The 16,267-nt window shown below is 67.2% G+C and carries 16 protein-coding genes; 10 read left to right on the top strand and 6 right to left on the bottom strand.

Annotation, left to right across the window (positions count from 1 at the left end; genetic code table 11):
* Positions 1-19: 19 nt before the first annotated feature.
* The 10 genes from PSR88_RS14825 to PSR88_RS14780 all read left to right on the top strand — a co-directional run bounded on the left by PSR88_RS14825 (position 20) and on the right by PSR88_RS14780 (position 11,149).
* Complete coding sequence (locus tag PSR88_RS14825; RefSeq protein WP_007301699.1) at positions 20-226, top strand: ferredoxin; 207 nt, start codon at positions 20-22, stop codon at positions 224-226.
* Positions 223-1,176, top strand: coding sequence for an acyl-CoA thioesterase (locus PSR88_RS14820; RefSeq protein WP_016882239.1), 954 nt, complete (start codon positions 223-225; stop codon positions 1,174-1,176). The genes PSR88_RS14825 and PSR88_RS14820 overlap by 4 nt, the downstream gene beginning before the upstream one ends.
* A 58-nt stretch (positions 1,177-1,234) precedes the next feature.
* Positions 1,235-2,137, top strand: coding sequence for an SDR family NAD(P)-dependent oxidoreductase (locus PSR88_RS14815; RefSeq protein ID WP_029539065.1), 903 nt, complete (start codon positions 1,235-1,237; stop codon positions 2,135-2,137).
* Between the two features lie 76 nt (positions 2,138-2,213).
* A complete protein-coding gene (locus tag PSR88_RS14810) occupies positions 2,214-3,779 on the top strand; it encodes an acyl-CoA synthetase (RefSeq protein ID WP_016882241.1) in 1,566 nt (521 codons plus the stop codon).
* 9 nt (positions 3,780-3,788) lie between these two features.
* Positions 3,789-4,946 carry an acyl-CoA dehydrogenase family protein gene (locus PSR88_RS14805; protein ID WP_016882242.1) on the top strand — a complete coding sequence of 386 codons (1,158 nt, stop codon included), beginning with the start codon at positions 3,789-3,791 and terminating at the stop codon, positions 4,944-4,946.
* 47 nt (positions 4,947-4,993) lie between these two features.
* On the top strand, positions 4,994-6,220 hold the full coding sequence (locus PSR88_RS14800; RefSeq protein ID WP_016882243.1) for an NAD(P)/FAD-dependent oxidoreductase: 1,227 nt from the start codon (positions 4,994-4,996) through the stop codon (positions 6,218-6,220).
* A gap of 13 nt (positions 6,221-6,233) precedes the next feature.
* The gene (locus PSR88_RS14795; RefSeq protein ID WP_016882244.1) at positions 6,234-7,025 is read left to right on the top strand and encodes an enoyl-CoA hydratase/isomerase family protein; all 792 of its coding nucleotides are present in this window, start codon (positions 6,234-6,236) and stop codon (positions 7,023-7,025) included.
* Between the two features lie 45 nt (positions 7,026-7,070).
* Positions 7,071-8,243 carry a CaiB/BaiF CoA transferase family protein gene (locus PSR88_RS14790; protein WP_020476794.1) on the top strand — a complete coding sequence of 391 codons (1,173 nt, stop codon included), beginning with the start codon at positions 7,071-7,073 and terminating at the stop codon, positions 8,241-8,243.
* A gap of 333 nt (positions 8,244-8,576) precedes the next feature.
* Positions 8,577-9,887, top strand: coding sequence for an MFS transporter (locus PSR88_RS14785; RefSeq protein WP_029539067.1), 1,311 nt, complete (start codon positions 8,577-8,579; stop codon positions 9,885-9,887).
* Positions 9,888-9,991: 104 nt separating this feature from the next.
* Entirely contained in the window at positions 9,992-11,149 is a 1,158-nt protein-coding gene (locus tag PSR88_RS14780) for an acyl-CoA dehydrogenase family protein (RefSeq protein ID WP_016882247.1), read from the top strand.
* A gap of 66 nt (positions 11,150-11,215) precedes the next feature.
* Here PSR88_RS14780 and PSR88_RS14775 read toward each other — a convergent pair whose 3' ends face one another.
* The 6 genes from PSR88_RS14775 to PSR88_RS14750 are packed head-to-tail and all read right to left on the bottom strand — an operon-like array spanning position 11,216 to position 16,018.
* Complete coding sequence (locus tag PSR88_RS14775; RefSeq protein ID WP_007301689.1) at positions 11,216-11,980, bottom strand: IclR family transcriptional regulator; 765 nt, start codon at positions 11,978-11,980, stop codon at positions 11,216-11,218.
* Positions 11,981-12,036: 56 nt separating this feature from the next.
* Positions 12,037-13,020 carry a cyclase family protein gene (locus PSR88_RS14770; RefSeq protein ID WP_237724057.1) on the bottom strand — a complete coding sequence of 328 codons (984 nt, stop codon included), beginning with the start codon at positions 13,018-13,020 and terminating at the stop codon, positions 12,037-12,039.
* A gap of 8 nt (positions 13,021-13,028) precedes the next feature.
* The gene (locus PSR88_RS14765; RefSeq protein WP_007301687.1) at positions 13,029-13,304 is read right to left on the bottom strand and encodes a hypothetical protein; all 276 of its coding nucleotides are present in this window, start codon (positions 13,302-13,304) and stop codon (positions 13,029-13,031) included.
* A gap of 19 nt (positions 13,305-13,323) precedes the next feature.
* Positions 13,324-14,271: a TRAP transporter large permease subunit gene (locus PSR88_RS14760; protein ID WP_272943396.1), complete on the bottom strand. Its 948-nt coding sequence runs from the start codon at positions 14,269-14,271 to the stop codon at positions 13,324-13,326.
* An 11-nt stretch (positions 14,272-14,282) separates the two neighbouring features.
* Complete coding sequence (locus tag PSR88_RS14755) at positions 14,283-14,660, bottom strand: TRAP transporter large permease subunit (RefSeq protein WP_272943397.1); 378 nt, start codon at positions 14,658-14,660, stop codon at positions 14,283-14,285.
* Entirely contained in the window at positions 14,657-16,018 is a 1,362-nt protein-coding gene (locus tag PSR88_RS14750; protein WP_016882250.1) for an NAD(P)-binding domain-containing protein, read from the bottom strand. The genes PSR88_RS14755 and PSR88_RS14750 overlap by 4 nt, the downstream gene beginning before the upstream one ends.
* Positions 16,019-16,267: the final 249 nt, after the last annotated feature.

Here is a 16,267-nt window from a genome sequence, read left to right as displayed (position 1 = left end):
CCGGAAAGGGCCACAGCACATGAAAATTCACATCATCGAGGACAAGTGCGTCGGTGGCGGGCAGTGCGTGCTCGCGGCCCCCGACGTATTCGACCAGCGTGACGAGGACGGCGTCGCCGTTCTGCTGGTCGAGGATCCGCCGGTCGAGTTGCACGACGGGATCCGCGAGGCCGCTCGCCTGTGCCCGGCGGTGGCCATCGAACTCGCCGAGCGGGCCGAGACGTGACCACGGCTACGACGCCGGTGGAGGTCGACCAGAGCATCGGTGCCGGCCCACCCGAGGTTCGGTGGGGAACGGGACTCGTGGACTTTCTGCGCGTCGAACGCCTGGACCTGAACCTGTTCCGGGGATGGTGTCACGGCGGCTCGCCGATGCGGGCGATGGGAGGGCAGGTGGTCGCTCAGGCGCTCGCCGCTGCCGGGCACACTGTCGATCCGGAGCGCAAGGTGCATTCACTGCACGGGTACTTTCTCCGGGGCGGGGATATCCACAGGCCCGTCTACTACACCGTCGAACGCCTGCGTGACGGGCGTAGTTTCTCGGCCCGCCGAGTGGATGCAACCCAGGACGGCCGGCCCATCTTTACCCTGACCACGTCATTCAAGAGCCCCGAGGAGGGGGCCGAGCGGCAGACGACGATGCCGGACGTCCCTCCGCCGGACGATCTGACCGACGCCTTCGAATGCTGGGCCGAACTCAAGCCCGAGAGTTTTCTCGAGTCGAAGTACGCCCATGTGACGTCCATGCGCGTCGCCCCGTTGTCACCGAACGGTGCCACGTGGGCCGAGGAGGACGGTCAGCTCCGGCAGGCGGTGTGGTTCCGCACGAAGGACCCGTTGCCCGACGACCCGTTGCTGCACGCGTGCGCTCTGACCTATTGCTCCGACATCACGTTGCCGCAGACCTCGGGCCTGAATCTCGAATTGCTCTACCCGCTGCGGGCGGAGCCGTCGAAGGTGACCCTGGCCTCCCTCGACCATGCGGTGTGGTTTCACCGGCCCTTTCGAACCGACGACTGGTTGCTGTTCGCTCAGCGCAGCACCTCGAGGGTCGATGGGCGGGGCTTCAACCTCGGCGAGTTCTGGACCCGGGAAGGCACATTGGTCGCCTCCGTCACCCAGGAAGCGGCGATTCGTCCGCGGAGATCCGCGGGCCCGGCCGAGCCGAAAACCTAGTGAACGACCCCGACGGGCAACCCCCGACGGGTTGAATCTGTGCAGAAAGGAAGAATTCATGGGACAGCTGCATAATCGCGTGGCCGTCGTCACCGGGGCCGGTGGCGGCCTGGGCCGCGCGCACGCATTGCTGCTCGGCGCCGAAGGTGCCAAGGTGGTCGTGAACGACCTCGACGGCACTCGGTCCGTGGTCGAGCAGATCCGCTCCGCCGGCGGGGAAGCGATCGCGGTCGAAGGGTCGATCGCCGATTCCGCCACGGCAGAGCAGCTCGTCGCTGCTGCCATCGAGTCCTTCGGCGACCTTCACGTCATTGTGAACAACGCCGGTGTCGTTCGTGACGCAATGCTGTGGAACATGACCGATGAGCAGTTCGACCTGGTACTCGACGTACACCTCAAAGGCGCGTTCGGGCTCACCCGGGCGGCGGCACGGTACTGGAGGGACCAGGCGAAGGCGGGCGCCGTCGAAGACCGCTCGATCGTCAACACGACGTCCGCCGCCGGGCTGCACGGCAACGTAGGCCAATGGAATTACGCCGCAGCGAAGGCCGGTCTGGCGATTCAGGCCGTCGTCGGGGCAGAGGAATTGGGCCGATTCGGGGTTCGCGCCAATGCGATCTCGCCGGCGGCCCGCACCCCGATGGTCGCGACCGCACCGACTCTGGCCGCGGCGGTCGCGGCACCGGAGGACGACACCGCATTCGACCGGTTCCACCCGCGCAACGTCTCGGCGCTGGTGGGTTACCTGGCCACTGCACGGTGCCCGTTCACCGGTCAGGTCTTCTCGGTCACCGGCGGCCATGTCGGGCTCTACGCGGGTTACTCCCTGGCCCACGCCCTCGACACCGACCGTGGGTGGTCGGTCGGCGACCTGGCCGAGCTGATGGGCGCTGACTCCTTCCCCAAGTCGGCCGAGGTCACTCGGCCCAGCCTGATCCAGCTCGAGGGTGTGGGCCCATGAGCACCGCGGATTCCTGCACCTCGGCCACCATTCACCTGCCCCGGCGGCTCCGCCGGACGGAACATCGGGAGTTGCCGTGTTTCTGACCCACGCCTTACACCGCGCCCTCGCACAGCGGCCCGATCAGACCATGACTGTCGACGGCGACCGATCCCGCCCCACCCGCGAGGTGGCAGACCGGGTCGCCCGCCTGGCCGGGGCGCTGCAGCGGGCCGGAGTCGGAGTCGGCGACCGCGTCGGGATCGTGGCGCTCAACTCCGAACACCACCACGAGGTGTTCTTCGCCAGTTGGTGGGCCGGGGCGGTGGCGAACCCCATCAACACCCGTTGGTCGCCGGCCGAGATCGCGTACGCACTGACCGACTCGGGCACCGAGGTGCTGCTCGTCGACGATGCGTTCGCCGGATTCGGGCCCGAGCTGCGTGAGCGAGCCCCCGGCCTGCGGACCCTGATCTACTGCGGCGCAGGGCCGGCGCCGGAAGGCATGCTGCCCTACGAGGAGCTGGTTGCCGACACCGCTCCGGTGCCCGAAATCCGTCGGGGCGGTGACGATGTGGCGATGCTGCTCTATACCGGCGGCACCACCGGCAAGCCCAAGGGCGTGATGGTCACCCACCGTTCGTTCATGACCTCGCTGCTGAGCTATCACCTCGCCGGTTCCTCGGTCCGTCCGGGCGGGGTCACGATGCTGACGGCGCCGCTGTTCCACATCGGTGCGCTGTTGAGCTGGTATGGGCAGACCCTGCTCGGCGGGACGCTGGTGTTTCTGCCCACCTTCACACCCGAGGGTGTGCTGAGCGCGATCGACGAACACCGCGTCACCGGGTGCGCGCTCGTACCGGCCATGATCCAAAGGATCTGTGAGCACCCGGATTTCGGCACCTACGACGTCAGCAGTCTCGAGTTCATCGGCTACGGCGCCTCGGGTACCCCGCAGAGTCTGCTCGACCGGGCGCTGGAACACTTCCCGTCGGTCAACTTCATCCACGTCTACGGAATGACCGAGACCGGTGTGCTCACCGTGCTGGGCGGCGCGGAGCACCGGGCAGGCGGAGCCAGATTGCGATCGACGGGCCGAGCCACCCCGATCGTGGAGATCGCGGTGATCGCACCGGACGGTCACCCTCTGCCACCCGGGCAGGTCGGCGAGGTGGTGACCCGGGGTGATCATGTGATGGCCGGCTATTGGGGAAAACCGGAGGACACCGCGACCGCACTCAGGGACGGCTGGATGCACACCGGGGACGGGGGATACCTCGACGACGCCGGCTACCTCTACATCGTCGACCGGCTCAAGGACATGATCATCACCGGCGGAGAAAACGTGTACTCCGCGGAGGTGGAGAACGCCCTGGCCGCCCACCCCGCGGTGGCCTCGTGCGCCGTGATCGGTGTCCCCGATCCGGATTGGGGCGAACGGGTGCACGCCGTGGTCGTGCCGCGCCCCGGCCACTCGGTCACCGCCGAAGAACTACGAGCCCACGCCAAGACCCTCATCGCCGGTTACAAGGCCCCGCGCACCGTCGACTTCGTCGGCGCACTGCCGGTGTCCGGCACCGGCAAAATCCTCAAGCGCGAGCTCCGCGCGGCGTTCGCAGAGAACGACGCCGCCGCGGTCGCCGCCACGACTTCCCATAAGTGAGCAGCTGACATGAAACGCACCGTCTACGACGCGGACCACGAAGAATTCCGGACGATGATCCGGGACTTCATCGGCAAGGAGGTCCTCCCGCACTACCCGGACTGGGAAACGGCCGGCCAACCACCCCGCGAACTGTTCCACAAGCTCGGTGAGATCGGAGTCACCGGATTCGGCATTCCCGAGGAGTACGACGGCCCGGGGGACACGAGCTACAAATTCCAGGCGATCATCTCCGAGGAGAGCGCCCGCGCCGGCATCATGCTCGGCCACTACGGTCTCAGCACCGGAATGGTGCTGCCCTACCTGCTGGCGCTGGCCACCGAGGAACAGAAGAGGCGCTGGTTGCCGGGTATCGCGGCAGGCGATCTGGTTCTGTGCATCGCGATGACCGAACCGGGCACCGGCTCGGATCTGGCCGGCATCCGGACCTCCGCGCGGCTGTCCGAGGACGGCACCCATTACGTCCTCAACGGCGCCAAGACGTTCATCTCCGGTGCCCGCAACTCCGAGCTGTGCGTCGTGGTGGCTCGCACCTCGTCCGCGACCGAACAGGACCGGCGAGCCGGACTGAGCCTGCTGATCGTGCCCACCGACAGCGAGGGCTTCGAGTACGGCCGCAACCTCGAAAAGATCGGCCTCAAGGCGAGCGACACCAACGAGTTGTCCTTCACCGACATCCGGGTACCCGTCGAGAACCTTCTCGGTGAGGAAGGCAAGGCCTTCTCCTACCTGGGTCAGAACCTGCCGCGCGAACGTCTCATGGTCGGCGTGGACGCCGCCGCCCGCGCTGCCGCGGCTGTCGAACTGGCCAAGGCGTACGTCACCGAGCGCAACGTCTTCGGACGGCCCGTGGCTTCGTTTCAGAATACCAAATTCGTTCTGGCCGAATGTGATACCGAGGTCGAGGCCGCGCAGGCGCTGGTGGACCGAGGGATCGAACTCGAACACGAAGGCGCGTTGTCCCCGGCCGATGCGGCACGAATCAAGTTGTTCACGACCGAGACCGCCGGCCGCGTCGTCGACAAGTGCCTGCAGTTGCACGGGGGGTACGGATACATGCGCGAATACTCCATCGCCCGGCTCTACACCGACGTGCGCGTCAACCGCATCTACGGCGGATCCAGCGAGGTGATGAAGACCATCATCGCCAAAGACCTCGGCCTGTAGACGAGAGAGCCGAACGTCGTGAGCGAACCGAACCGAAGGAATATGCGATGACACTCCGAGATGTCGTCGTCGTCGGCGCATCGGCGGCGGGATTGACCGCCGCCGAAACACTGCGCCGGGACGGCTTCGAGGGGCGGCTGACGGTGATCGGCGACGAGCCGCACGCCCCCTACGACCGACCGCCCCTGTCCAAGCAGGTGCTGCGCGGCGAGTGGGAACGTGAGCGCGTGGCTCTGCGCGCCCAGGAGTCGCTCGACGCCCTCGACGTGGACTGGTTGCTGGGCACCAGAGCCCAGCGCCTGGATGTGGGTGCGCGCACCGTCGAGTTGGGCGACGGAACACGTGTGCCCTTCGACGGACTGGTCGTCGCGACCGGAGTGCGGCCCCGGCGACTTCCGTTCGGCCACGATCTCGACGGAGTGCATGTGCTGCGCGGCGTCGACGATGCGTGGGAACTGCGGGAGGCGCTGCAGGAGCGCCCGCCCGTCGTGGTCGTCGGTGCCGGATTCCTCGGCGCCGAGGCTGCGGCAGTAGCCCGAGAACTAGGCTGTGCCGTCACGATTGTCGATCCGCTGGACGCGCCGATGGTGCGCCAACTGGGCGCCGGCATGGCGGACCGGGTCGCCCGGCTGCACATCGACCGCGGAGTGGACCTGCGGTGCGGCACCGGAGTCGTCGGCTTCACGGAAGACGACGGACGGGTTACCGGTGTGCGCCTCGGCGACGGCACGGGAATTCCTGCCCGGGTGGTCGTCGTCGCGATCGGCTCGGTACCTGAGGTCGACTGGCTGCGCGACAGCGGTCTGCCGGTCGGCGACGGACTGCTGTGCGACGAGTACTGCGAAGCCGCACCCGGCATCGTCGGCGCAGGCGACGTCGCCTCGTGGATTCATCCCCGGTTCGGCCGAATTCGCGTCGAACATCGGATGAACGCGACTGAGCAGGGGATGGCCGCGGCCCGGACGCTGCTCGGCCACCGGACGCCCTTCGCCCCGATCCCGTACTTCTGGACAGACCAGTACGACAGCAGGATCCAGGTGTACGGACGCATCTCGACTGACATCGAGTTCACGGTCGTCGATGGTGATCCGGAGGTCGGTCCGTTCGCCGCCGTGCAGTTCGATGCGCACGGCCGGCCCCGCGCCGTGGCCGCCTGGAACATGCCGCGGACCGCGCGCACGTGGCGAGCACGACTCGTCGACGCCGCGTCGGCCCCGCAGCCCACACCATCGACGGCGGGCGTCGGCCCGTCACACATCACAGACGCTGAGTAGTGAGGACACAACCATGACCGAGACGGTCGTATACCGAGAAGAAAACGGTGTCGCGACGATCGCGATGAACCGCCCCGAGCGCCGCAACTCCTTCACGATCGAGATGGCCGACGGGCTGCTCGACGCCCTCGAACGGGCGGAGAACGACCGCGGCATCCGAGCGGTCGTCATCACCAGCACCGGCGACCACTTCTCCGTCGGACGCGACAACGCCGACACCAACCCGCCGCCGTACCCGGCGGGGGACCACCTGCGGGGCCGCACCTCGCTCATGCGCTATACGCGCCTGGTGACCTGCATGCACGATATGAACACGCCGACCATCGCGGAGATCCGCGGTGGCTGCGCCGGAGCCGGAATGTCCTTCGCGCTCAACTGCGATTTCCGGTACGCCTCGACTACGGCGGTGATGAGCACCGCGTTCGTGAAGGTCGCCTTCGGCGGTGACCTCGGCGGTGTGTGGCACCTGACCCGGCTCGTCGGTCCGCTCCGGGCCAAAGAGTTGCTTCTGCTCTCCCCGAAGCTGCGCGGCACCGAACTGCTCGACTGGGGACTGGTCAACGACGTGGTACCGCCCGAGGAACTTTCGGCGAGGGTGATGGCCACCGCTACCGAGATCGCGTCCTACTCGCCCACGGCGGTCGCAGCGGCGCGGCGCAATCTGCAAGCCGCGACCAGTCTGTCCCTGGGAGACTACCTGCCCCTCGAGGCGGAGCAGTTCGCCGTCTGCGCGGCCTCGCCGGACTCCGAGGAAGCGCGAATCGCCTTCCTGGAGAAGCGTATTCCTCGATTCGCGGCCGTCTGACGTGTGCGCGCACACCTCGAACAACTCCCACCGAGAGGTACTGCCATGACCTCTTCGCCCCGCACGCGTGACCCGATGGACCAACGCGGTCCGCTGTCCGGCATCCGTGTCCTCGAACTCGGCGGCATCGGACCCGGACCGTTCGCGGGCATGCTGCTCGGCGACCTCGGCGCCGAGGTCATCCGCGTCGACCGCGTGCAGGACGCGGGAAAGTCAGACCCGCATCCGATCCTGCACCGCAATCGCCGCTCCGTCACGATCGACCTCAAGGATCCGCGGGGCGCCGACGTCGTGCTGGCGCTGGCCGAGACCGCGGACGCTGTGATCGAGGGTTTCCGTCCCACAGTCGCGGAGCGGCTGGGCGTCGGCCCCGATGCCCTGCTCGCCCGGAACCCGGCACTGGTCTACGCACGGATGACCGGCTGGGGCCAGGACGGACCGCTGGCCGCGGAACCGGGCCACGACATCAACTTCATCGCCCTCACCGGGGTACTCCATGCGATCGGGCCGGCCGACGAGCCGGTCGTACCGCTCAACCTCGTCGGCGACATGGGAGGCGGTGGAATGCTCCTCGCGTTCGGACTGCTGGCCGCAGTCGTCAACGCGCGGAGCACAGGCCGCGGCCAGGTCGTCGACGCGGCGATGACCGACGGATCGGCAACCCTTCTCGCCATGATCCACGGCTTCCTCAACGCGGGAGCGTGGCAGGACGAGCGTGAACGCAACTCCATCGACGGTGCAAGTCCTTGCTACGGCGTCTATCGGTGCTCCGACGACCGCCATGTCGCCCTCGGGGTGGGGGACTCGCGTTCGTACACCGCTCTCCTCGAGGTTCTCGGCCTCGCCGACGATCCGGACTTCGCCGACCGGCGCAACCAGGGGGCGTGGCCTGTGATGCGCAAGAAGCTCGGTGAGGTGTTCTGCACTCGGGGCCGGGACACCTGGGAGCAGGTGTTCGCCGGTCGGGGAGCCTGCGTGACTCCGGTACTCTCCCTGACCGAAGCACCCCGGCATCCGCACAACGTGGCCCGAAACACCTTCCGGACCAGTCCGGAAGGACACATCGAACCTGCTCCGGCGCCGCGGTTCTCGGGGACCCCGGCCGCCGAACCGTCCCGTGCGCCCGTCGTCGGTTCCGACACCGACGGAGTGCTCGTGCACGCCGGCTACGGACCGGACCGCATCGCACAACTGAGAGCCCGGGGCGTCGTCGGATAGCTCGAGGTAGCGACACCGTCGAACACGACGGACAGCAGCAGGCGACCGCCTTGCCCGTGGATTCATGGGCAAGGCTATCGGTCGTTCGCGGCCCGGCGCAGCCCGTCTCCTGCGATTTAGTGATCAACTGTTAGAGAACATATCCAGACTTCATAGCTGTGAACATTACAAATTGAAACAAGTGAATCGATAAGCGGCTGAAACCTTGCGCCGGCAAAGTGTGGCGTGCTTCACTTCTGGAGAGACGCGAGCCCGTGATGTGTCACCGGGACAGGCGAACTCGACGTGGGAGCGCTCCCACCATCAGATAACTCATCCGAGGAAGGTCGCTCAATGACTGTTGACCAGTCTTCTCCGGCAGCACAACACTCGTCCGGGACCCGCGTCCCGGTGTCCCGGCGCCAAGCCTGGACGATTGTGGTGCTGCTCTTCACGTTCCTACTGCTCAACTACGCAGACAAGGCGATCGTCGGCCTCGCCGGCGTCGAGATGATGGACGATCTCGACATCGATGCCGGTGCGTTCGGCCTCGTGCAGAGCGCCTTCTTCTGGCTCTTCGCCGTGGGCGCGATCCTCGGCGGCTACTTCGTCGGCAAGGTGCCGGCCCGGTGGCTGGTCGGCGGCGTCGCCCTCCTGTGGACACTCAGCTTGGTTCCGATGGTGTGGAGCACGAGCTTCACCGTCCTGATCATCACTCGGATTCTGCTCGGATTCGCCGAAGGGCCCAGTGCTGCAATGGCCTTCGGTATCACCCATACCTGGTTCGCCCCGGAGAAGCGTGCCCTGCCGACCTCGATCGTCGGTGCAGGCGTCGCAGTCGGTCCGGTCGTCGCCGCACCGGTGATCACCGCGCTGATCACCAGCTTCGACTGGCACGCAGCCTTCGCGGTCGCGGCGGCGGCCGGTGCACTGTTCGTCGCAGCATGGCTGCTCCTCGGCCGGGACGGCCCCGAAGCGGTCGGGCACCAGCAGTCCTCGATCGCCCTGCTGCCCGAGCACGTGCCCTACCGGCGGCTGCTCACCTCCGGTACGGTCGTCGGGGTGGCGGTGCTGTTCTTCGCCACGTTCTGCACTGCCGCGACGAAGATCAGCTGGCTGCCCTTGGCGCTGCGTCAGGGATCGGGCTACGACGCGAAGACGGCCGGCTGGCTGGTGTCATTGACGTACCTGGCCAGCGCAGTCCTCATGATCGCCTTCGGAGCGGTCTCGCGGGCAATGACCAAACGGGGCGCGAGCGTTCGCACGGCGCGAGGGTTGTTGCCGTGCGCACTCGTCGGGATCGGCGGCCTCAGCACCAGTGTGTGGCTGGTTCCCGATCCCGGACCGCTGCAGACCATTCTGCTGATCGTCGGTGCCGCACTCGTCGTCGGCGCGCAAGGAGTGGCGTGGTCGCTGCTTTCCGACGTCGTTCCGGCCAAGCAGCGCGGCACCGTAATCGGCACGATCGTAGCCTTTTACAGCATGGGCGGGATCATCGCTCCGTTGATCCTCGGTGGCTTCGTGACGGGCGCCTCGACGCCGCTCGCGGGCTACCAGTCCGGGTTCGCCCTGCTCGGAGGAATCTTGGTCGTCGCGGGAGTGGTCGGTGCCCTGCTGATCAGGCCCGAGCGCGACGTCGCTGCGTTCGCGGCGGCCGACAAGTAGTTCACAGGTCCGGCGGCATACCCGGCGCGGTGGGTCCCGATCGTGTGATCGCGGCCCGCCGCGCCGGCGATGTTCGGTCACCCGCCCATGAAGGAGTGAGAAAAATGCAGTCAACGTCGGTGAGCGATACGCACTCGGAATTCCGGTCGACGGTCCGCGATTTCATCGCGAAGAATGTCGTTCCGTACCAGGAGGAGTGGGAAGATCAAGGCCGTCCACCGCGTGAATTCTTCCGGCAGCTCGGTGATCTGGGGATCCTGGGCATCCAAGTGCCGGAGGAGTACGGCGGCAGCGGAGAGGCGAGCTTCCGGTTCAGCAGCATCGTGTTCGACGAGGTTGCCCGCGCCGGCGTCTCGTTCGGCTCCTACACCGTTCACTGCTGTCTGATCCTGCCGTATCTTCTCGAGTACGCCACGGACGAACAGAAGGCACGGTGGTTGCCGGGCTTCGCCGCCGGCACCCTCATGACGGCGATCGCGATGACCGAACCCGGAACCGGCTCGGATCTGGCGAGCATCTCGACCACGGCAACGCTGTCCGCGGACGGAAGGCACTACATCGTCAACGGAGCGAAAACGTTCATCACCGGAGGGGTAACGGCAGATCTCGTCCTCACCGTGTGTCGGACGGTGTCGTTCGACCCCGAGAATCGGCGTGCCGGGCTGTCCATCCTGTGCGTTCCGACGGACAGTCCGGGATTCTCGGTCGGGCGAAACCTGAAGAAGATCGGACTGCGTCAGCAGGACACGGCCGAACTCTTCTACAACGACGTGAAGGTTCCGGTCGAGAACCTGCTCGGCGCCGAGGGTGTGGCGTTCGACTACCTGACTCACAATCTGCCGCAGGAACGGATGAGCATCGCGCTGAACGCAGCGGCGCACGCGGAGGCGGCGATTCGGCACGCGACCGCATACGTGCAGGATCGCAAGGTCTTCGGAAAGCCGGTCGCCGCATTCCAGAACACCAAGTTCGTACTCGCCGAGTGCTCGGCAGAAACGCGTGCCGCACGCGTGTACGTCGACCACTCCCTCAATCTTCTCGACCGCGGGGAACTGTCCGTCGCGGACGCCGCGCGCACCAAGTTGTTCTGCACCGAGGTGGCGGCCCGAGTGATCGACAAGTGTCTCCAACTCCACGGCGGATACGGTTACATGACCGAGTATCCGATCGCGCGTCTCTACGAGGACACGCGGGTCAGCCGCATCTACGGCGGGACCAGCGAGGTCATGAAGTCGATCATCTCCAAGGATTTGGGGCTGTGAGCGTGAGTGCTTCGAATCCGCGCGACCGCCGCGGATCAACCCGTGGACGTCGACGAAGTCGCCCCGCTATCCGGCGACGGGTACCCGTGTGCCGACGGTGGTGGCTGCGCGGCGGACTTCGGGGATCAGTTGGGCGATTCGGGTGTCGGTGAGGGAGTCGGCGGGTCCGGTGACACCGAGGACGGCGACCAGGGTGCCGTCGGAGGCTCGGACGGGGGCGGTGACGGAGGCGATGCCGTAGAGGCGTTCGCTGACCGACACGGCGAAGCCGTCGCTTCGGATCTTGTCGAGTTGGGCGAACAGTTCCGCTTTCGAGATGGTCGACCCACTCGCCAGTGCCATGTCACCGATACCGCCGACGATTTCCTCGACCTCCGCGGTGTCGAGATGAGCGAGGATCGTCTTCCCGGCGCCGCCCAGGTAGAGCGGTAGGCGTTCGCCCACGGGGAGGATGTAGTTGAGAGGGTTGTCGCTCTCCACCCGGGCGATGAGCACTCGGGAGGACTCGACCTTCACGTACATCGACGCGGTGAACCCCGTGCTCGCGGCGAGCTGCTGCAGCGTCGGCTGAGCGAGAACGCTGAGCGGGTTGGTGACCATGAAAGCGTGCGCGACCGCGAGCGCGGCCGGGCCGGCGGTGTAGGTGTCGCCGATCCGGGCGGCGTACCCCCGTTCGAGGAGCACCCCGAGGATCCGCTGCACGGTCGCGACGTGCAGCGAGGAGTGACGCGCGACTTCACTGAGTCGCAGAGGTTGTTTTGCCTCCTGGAGGACGCCGAGCACGTCGAACGCGCGGTCCAGAGATCGCATGTTGTTGGTCGGCGCCGCCATGTTTCCTCCTCGATTCACCTACTTTCGATGAAACTTATCATTGTGCGATAAACCTGTCAGCGAATGGCGGTCGCGTTGCAGGGCGAACCGACCCCGCCAACGAAGTTCAGTGGCTTGACGGTGAGTAGGGCGTCCCAGGTGTGGGTGCGGCGGCTGTCCTCGACGAGTGCAGTGAGGTTCCACAGTTCTCCTAGCGGGACGCCGAGTTTGCCGATCAGTTCCTGGTGCATCATGCCGGCGTCCTCGGGGGCGGACTCCGCGAACGGGCTGTCGGGGAGGACCGGGAGAACTTCGACGGCGAAGGTGTCGGTGCCGCAGAGCGCGATCTTGTTGTTCCACAACCACTGTGCGAGGTAGCGGCTCTGTGCGAAGCCGGTGGAACGGCGACCTGCACGGACCTCGTTGCGTTGGTCGTCGGTGGCGGTGAGGTACCAGTGCGCCCAGCCGGTGTGGACGAGAATCATGTCACCGCAGCGGATCTCACAGCCCTGGCGGTGCGCGGCGGCGTCCAGATCGGCAGGGTCGAGCGCCGGACCCTGGGCGTGGTCGAGCGGATGCCCGCGTTCGGCGTGGAGCGCTTCGAGGTCGAGGAGCAAGCCGCGGCCGACGATCGGGTCCTGCGACCAGGCCTGGATCCCGAGAGCCGGACTACCTTCGGTGACCTGGTCGTCGGGGACGCCGCCGTAGAAGCCGTGCCCGGACACCCGCCGGTGGCGGAGTCCGTCGAGATGGCTGCTGGCCTGCAGGTAGAAGCCATCGAGGAGGTCGTCGCGGGATTCGGCGTGCGCGGAGACGATGGTGTGCTTCGGCGCCGTGCGCGAGCGGGCCATAGGTGGGTCGAACGCCCCGAGCGGGTAGTCGAGGGCGAACACCGCACCCCGGGTGACCAGGGTGGCGGCGTCGCGGACCTGTTCGGGTCCGGCGAAGTTCGCCGTCCCGCGGTCCCGGTTGTCGAAGACTCCCCAGCTCGACCCGGCCGGGGCGTCGTCGGTGCGGGCGCACAGGTCGGCGTAGGTGGAGTCGGCATCGATCGTGTTCACGGGCCTGGTCATCCGACGTGCTCGGCGGTGCGGGCGGGAGAGTCCTCGTTTCCGAGGGCGTCCTCCTCTCCGCCGTGGTGGAAGTACGACAGGACGAAGGCGAGTAGTCCGGCGATGCCCGCGGCGCCGTAGGCGTAGGGGGCGAGCAGTTCCTCGACGTGGGTGACGACGACGCCGTCGCCGAGGATCAGTCCGACGGTCTGGCCGAGCACGATCGCCAGTCCGCCGAGCAGGAACGCGACGACGCTGATGCGGAAGAGGGTGGAGAAGGATTTCTGAAACATGACGTGTCCTGTCGCGGGATTAGACGGGGAGGAGGCCGAGGGCGATCAGTACCCCGATGCCGAGGATGGGAACGCAGTAGTACTTCAGGAGCGGCATGAAGATCTTCGACGGGTCGATCCGGGCGATCCCGGAGGCGACGTAGATGGGGGCACCCGAGGGCGGGGAGGCGCCCTCGGTGGACGCGAAGACCAGAACGGCGGCCGCGGCCACCGGGGCGGCGATGCCGGTGCCGACCAGCGCGGCGACGGCGACGGGACCGACCGAGGCCATGGTGGCAGAGGCGGTCAGCGGGATCGCGATGACGACGATGATGATGCCGACGAGAATCGCCATCAACCAGGATGGCGCGCTGAGGCTTTCGAGCATGGAGGTCAGTTGCTGGGGCAGCTTCAGCTTGGCGAGCACCGCCGATGCGGAGAATGCGGCGACGATGGTGATGCCGATGACGCCGAACTGGGGAGCGGCGTCGCCGAGGACCTTCCACCAGCCCGTGGTCGTCTTGGGCAGGTGCCGGCGTCCGAGGAAGAGCACCAGCAGGATCATCAGGACCGGGATCCAGGTGATCAGGCTCAGGGCACTCGACATCACCAGGTCGGTGTAGTGCGCGATGGGTGCGGCGATCGGCCCGCGAGTGAGCAACAGCGGGATCAGGATCGGGACGAACAGCAACAACGAGGTCCACCCGACCCGCAGGCTCCGCTTCACCGGGATGCGGTCTTCCGGGGCGATCGGCTGCAAGCCGTTCTTGCGGACCAGGTAGTAGCTCAGGACCAGTCGGTAGCCGAGGCACCAGAGGCCGGCGATGGCGAGGGGAACGATGATGTCGTCGGCGGCCATCATCCCGGTGACGGTGCTGGACCCGACCAGGATGAACATGGTCGCGCTGAACGGGAACGTCACGCCCATGCCCGCGCAGCCGGCGACGACGGTGGCGGAGAGTTCGCCGCTCACGCCGGAGCGTTTCATCCACGGCACGGTCACCGAGCCGACCGCGGCGGTGACCGAGGCCCGACGTGGGCGATGGCACCGAACATGCCGCCGGCGACGGTGGACGTGTAGATCGGACCGCCGCGCAGGCGGCCGAGGAACGAGTTGAGGATGTCGATGAGCCGGTCCAGGACGGGGGTCTTCGCGAGGATGAAGCTCATGAAGATGAACGCCAGCCCGGCGAACGTCACTTCCTCCTGCATCGAGTTGACGAAACCCTCCCACATGTATTTCGGGGCGTCACGGCCGGCGAAGGCCCCGACGACGACGAACCCGACGATCATCGCCTCGCCGATGTTCCGTTTGAGCACCGCGTTCCAGAAGACGATGGAGGCGATGAACGCCAGCAACGCCCAGATGGCGATCATGCCGCGACCTTACGGGCGGCGATGATCGCGGCGCGGCGCTGCGCCTCGTCGGCTTCGACCGCTCGGCCACCGGCCAGGCTGGTGAACGCTTCGGCCGCCGGGATGATGATGACGCCGTCGTCGTCGGCGACGACGAGGTCGCCGGGGGCGCAGACGACACCGCCGACCGCGACCGGGACGTCGATCTTGCCGGGGCCGTCCTTGTAGGGGCCCGAGGGGTTCACCGCACGCGCCCACACACCGAAGCCAATTTCCTGCAGGACGTCGATGTCGCGGGCGGCGCCGTCGATGATCATGCCGACGCAGCCGCGGGAGCGGGCGCGTTCGGCGATCAGCTCGCCCATCAAGGCCCGGTTCTGGTCGCCCTGTCCGTTGATGACGATCACCTCACCCGGTTGTACCTTCGCCAGCGCCTGGTGCAGCGCCTTGTTGTCGCCGGCCCGGGTCCACACTGTGCGGGCACGCCCGACGATGCGCGCACCTTTCCACATTGCGTGGATACCCGAATCGACCATGCCCATGCGTTGGCGGGCGTCGCCGATGTTGGCGACCGGGAGCCCGGCGTAGGCCTCGAGCAACTCGTCGGTGGCGCGGCCATTCGCGTCGGCGAGGGTGCGGTGCACCTCGGCCGTGGCGGACGCGAGGACCGGGCGGACCCCCAGGGTGTCGAGGAGTTCGACCGAAGCGGCCGCCTCCACCGAGCGCCGGGCGGCGTGCTTGCGGGTGCCGTCCCGCAACCGGTCGAGGGCTGAGAAGCTGCCGGACAGTTCACCGGCGATCTGCGCACGCACCCACTGCTCGGCGTCGGCGGCGACCCCTGCATCGACCGATTCGACGATCAACGCGCCGAGGCCCTTCATGAACGTGCTGCGCAGCAGCTTGCGGTTCGAGGCGTCCCCGGGAGCGCCGGCGATGTCCTCGACCGAGGCTCCGAGCGCCTCGAAATGCGCGGTCGCCGAGGCTGATCCGTCGCCGCTGATCACCAGGGCGGTACGCGCCCCGTGGGTGGGGACTGACCCGACCACCGCGACATCGGCGAACGAGGCGCCTGCCGCGCCGACCACGTCGGCGACCTGCGCCTTGATCTCGGCCGGCGCGGCGTTCATGTCCGCGTAGCAAACGCCGGCCGACAGATGCGGTGCGGCGTCGGTCGCTGCCCGCACCGCCACCTTCGCGCTGGTCAGGCTCAGCACCAGATCCGCACCCCGCACGGTGTCGGCGACATGGTCGAAGCGGAGCACTCCCGCGGGGGTGGCGGTGTCGGCCGGGTCGAACCCGGTCACCTCCCAGCCCTTCGCGAGGAATCCCGACGAGTACAGACTTCCGGCTTCACCCAAGCCGAGGATCGCAACCTTCATAATTTCCTCTCATACTGTGATAACCTCTATCACATGATGCAGTAATGGTGGTCACAGTGAGACGTGCTTGTCAAGGCGGGGGAGGTCCAGAGAATTCGGCCGAACAGTGGTGTGGGCAGCAGATGCCACGCGCCATTTCGGCATGTCGAACAGTCGGTGAGCGGAAGGTCGACGGGCTCCAAGCCAGGTCCAGTGCGCTCCGGCCACGCGCCGCGGAATCGACATCGTCAACGAACGGGTGTCAGCCAC

The organism is Rhodococcus sp. DK176, assembly GCF_038447315.2.
GTDB classification, from domain to species: Bacteria; Actinomycetota; Actinomycetes; order Mycobacteriales; family Mycobacteriaceae; genus Rhodococcus_F; species Rhodococcus_F jostii_A.
Note: the sequence above shows the minus strand (reverse complement) of the source record. Positions and strands in the feature narration are given on the sequence as shown.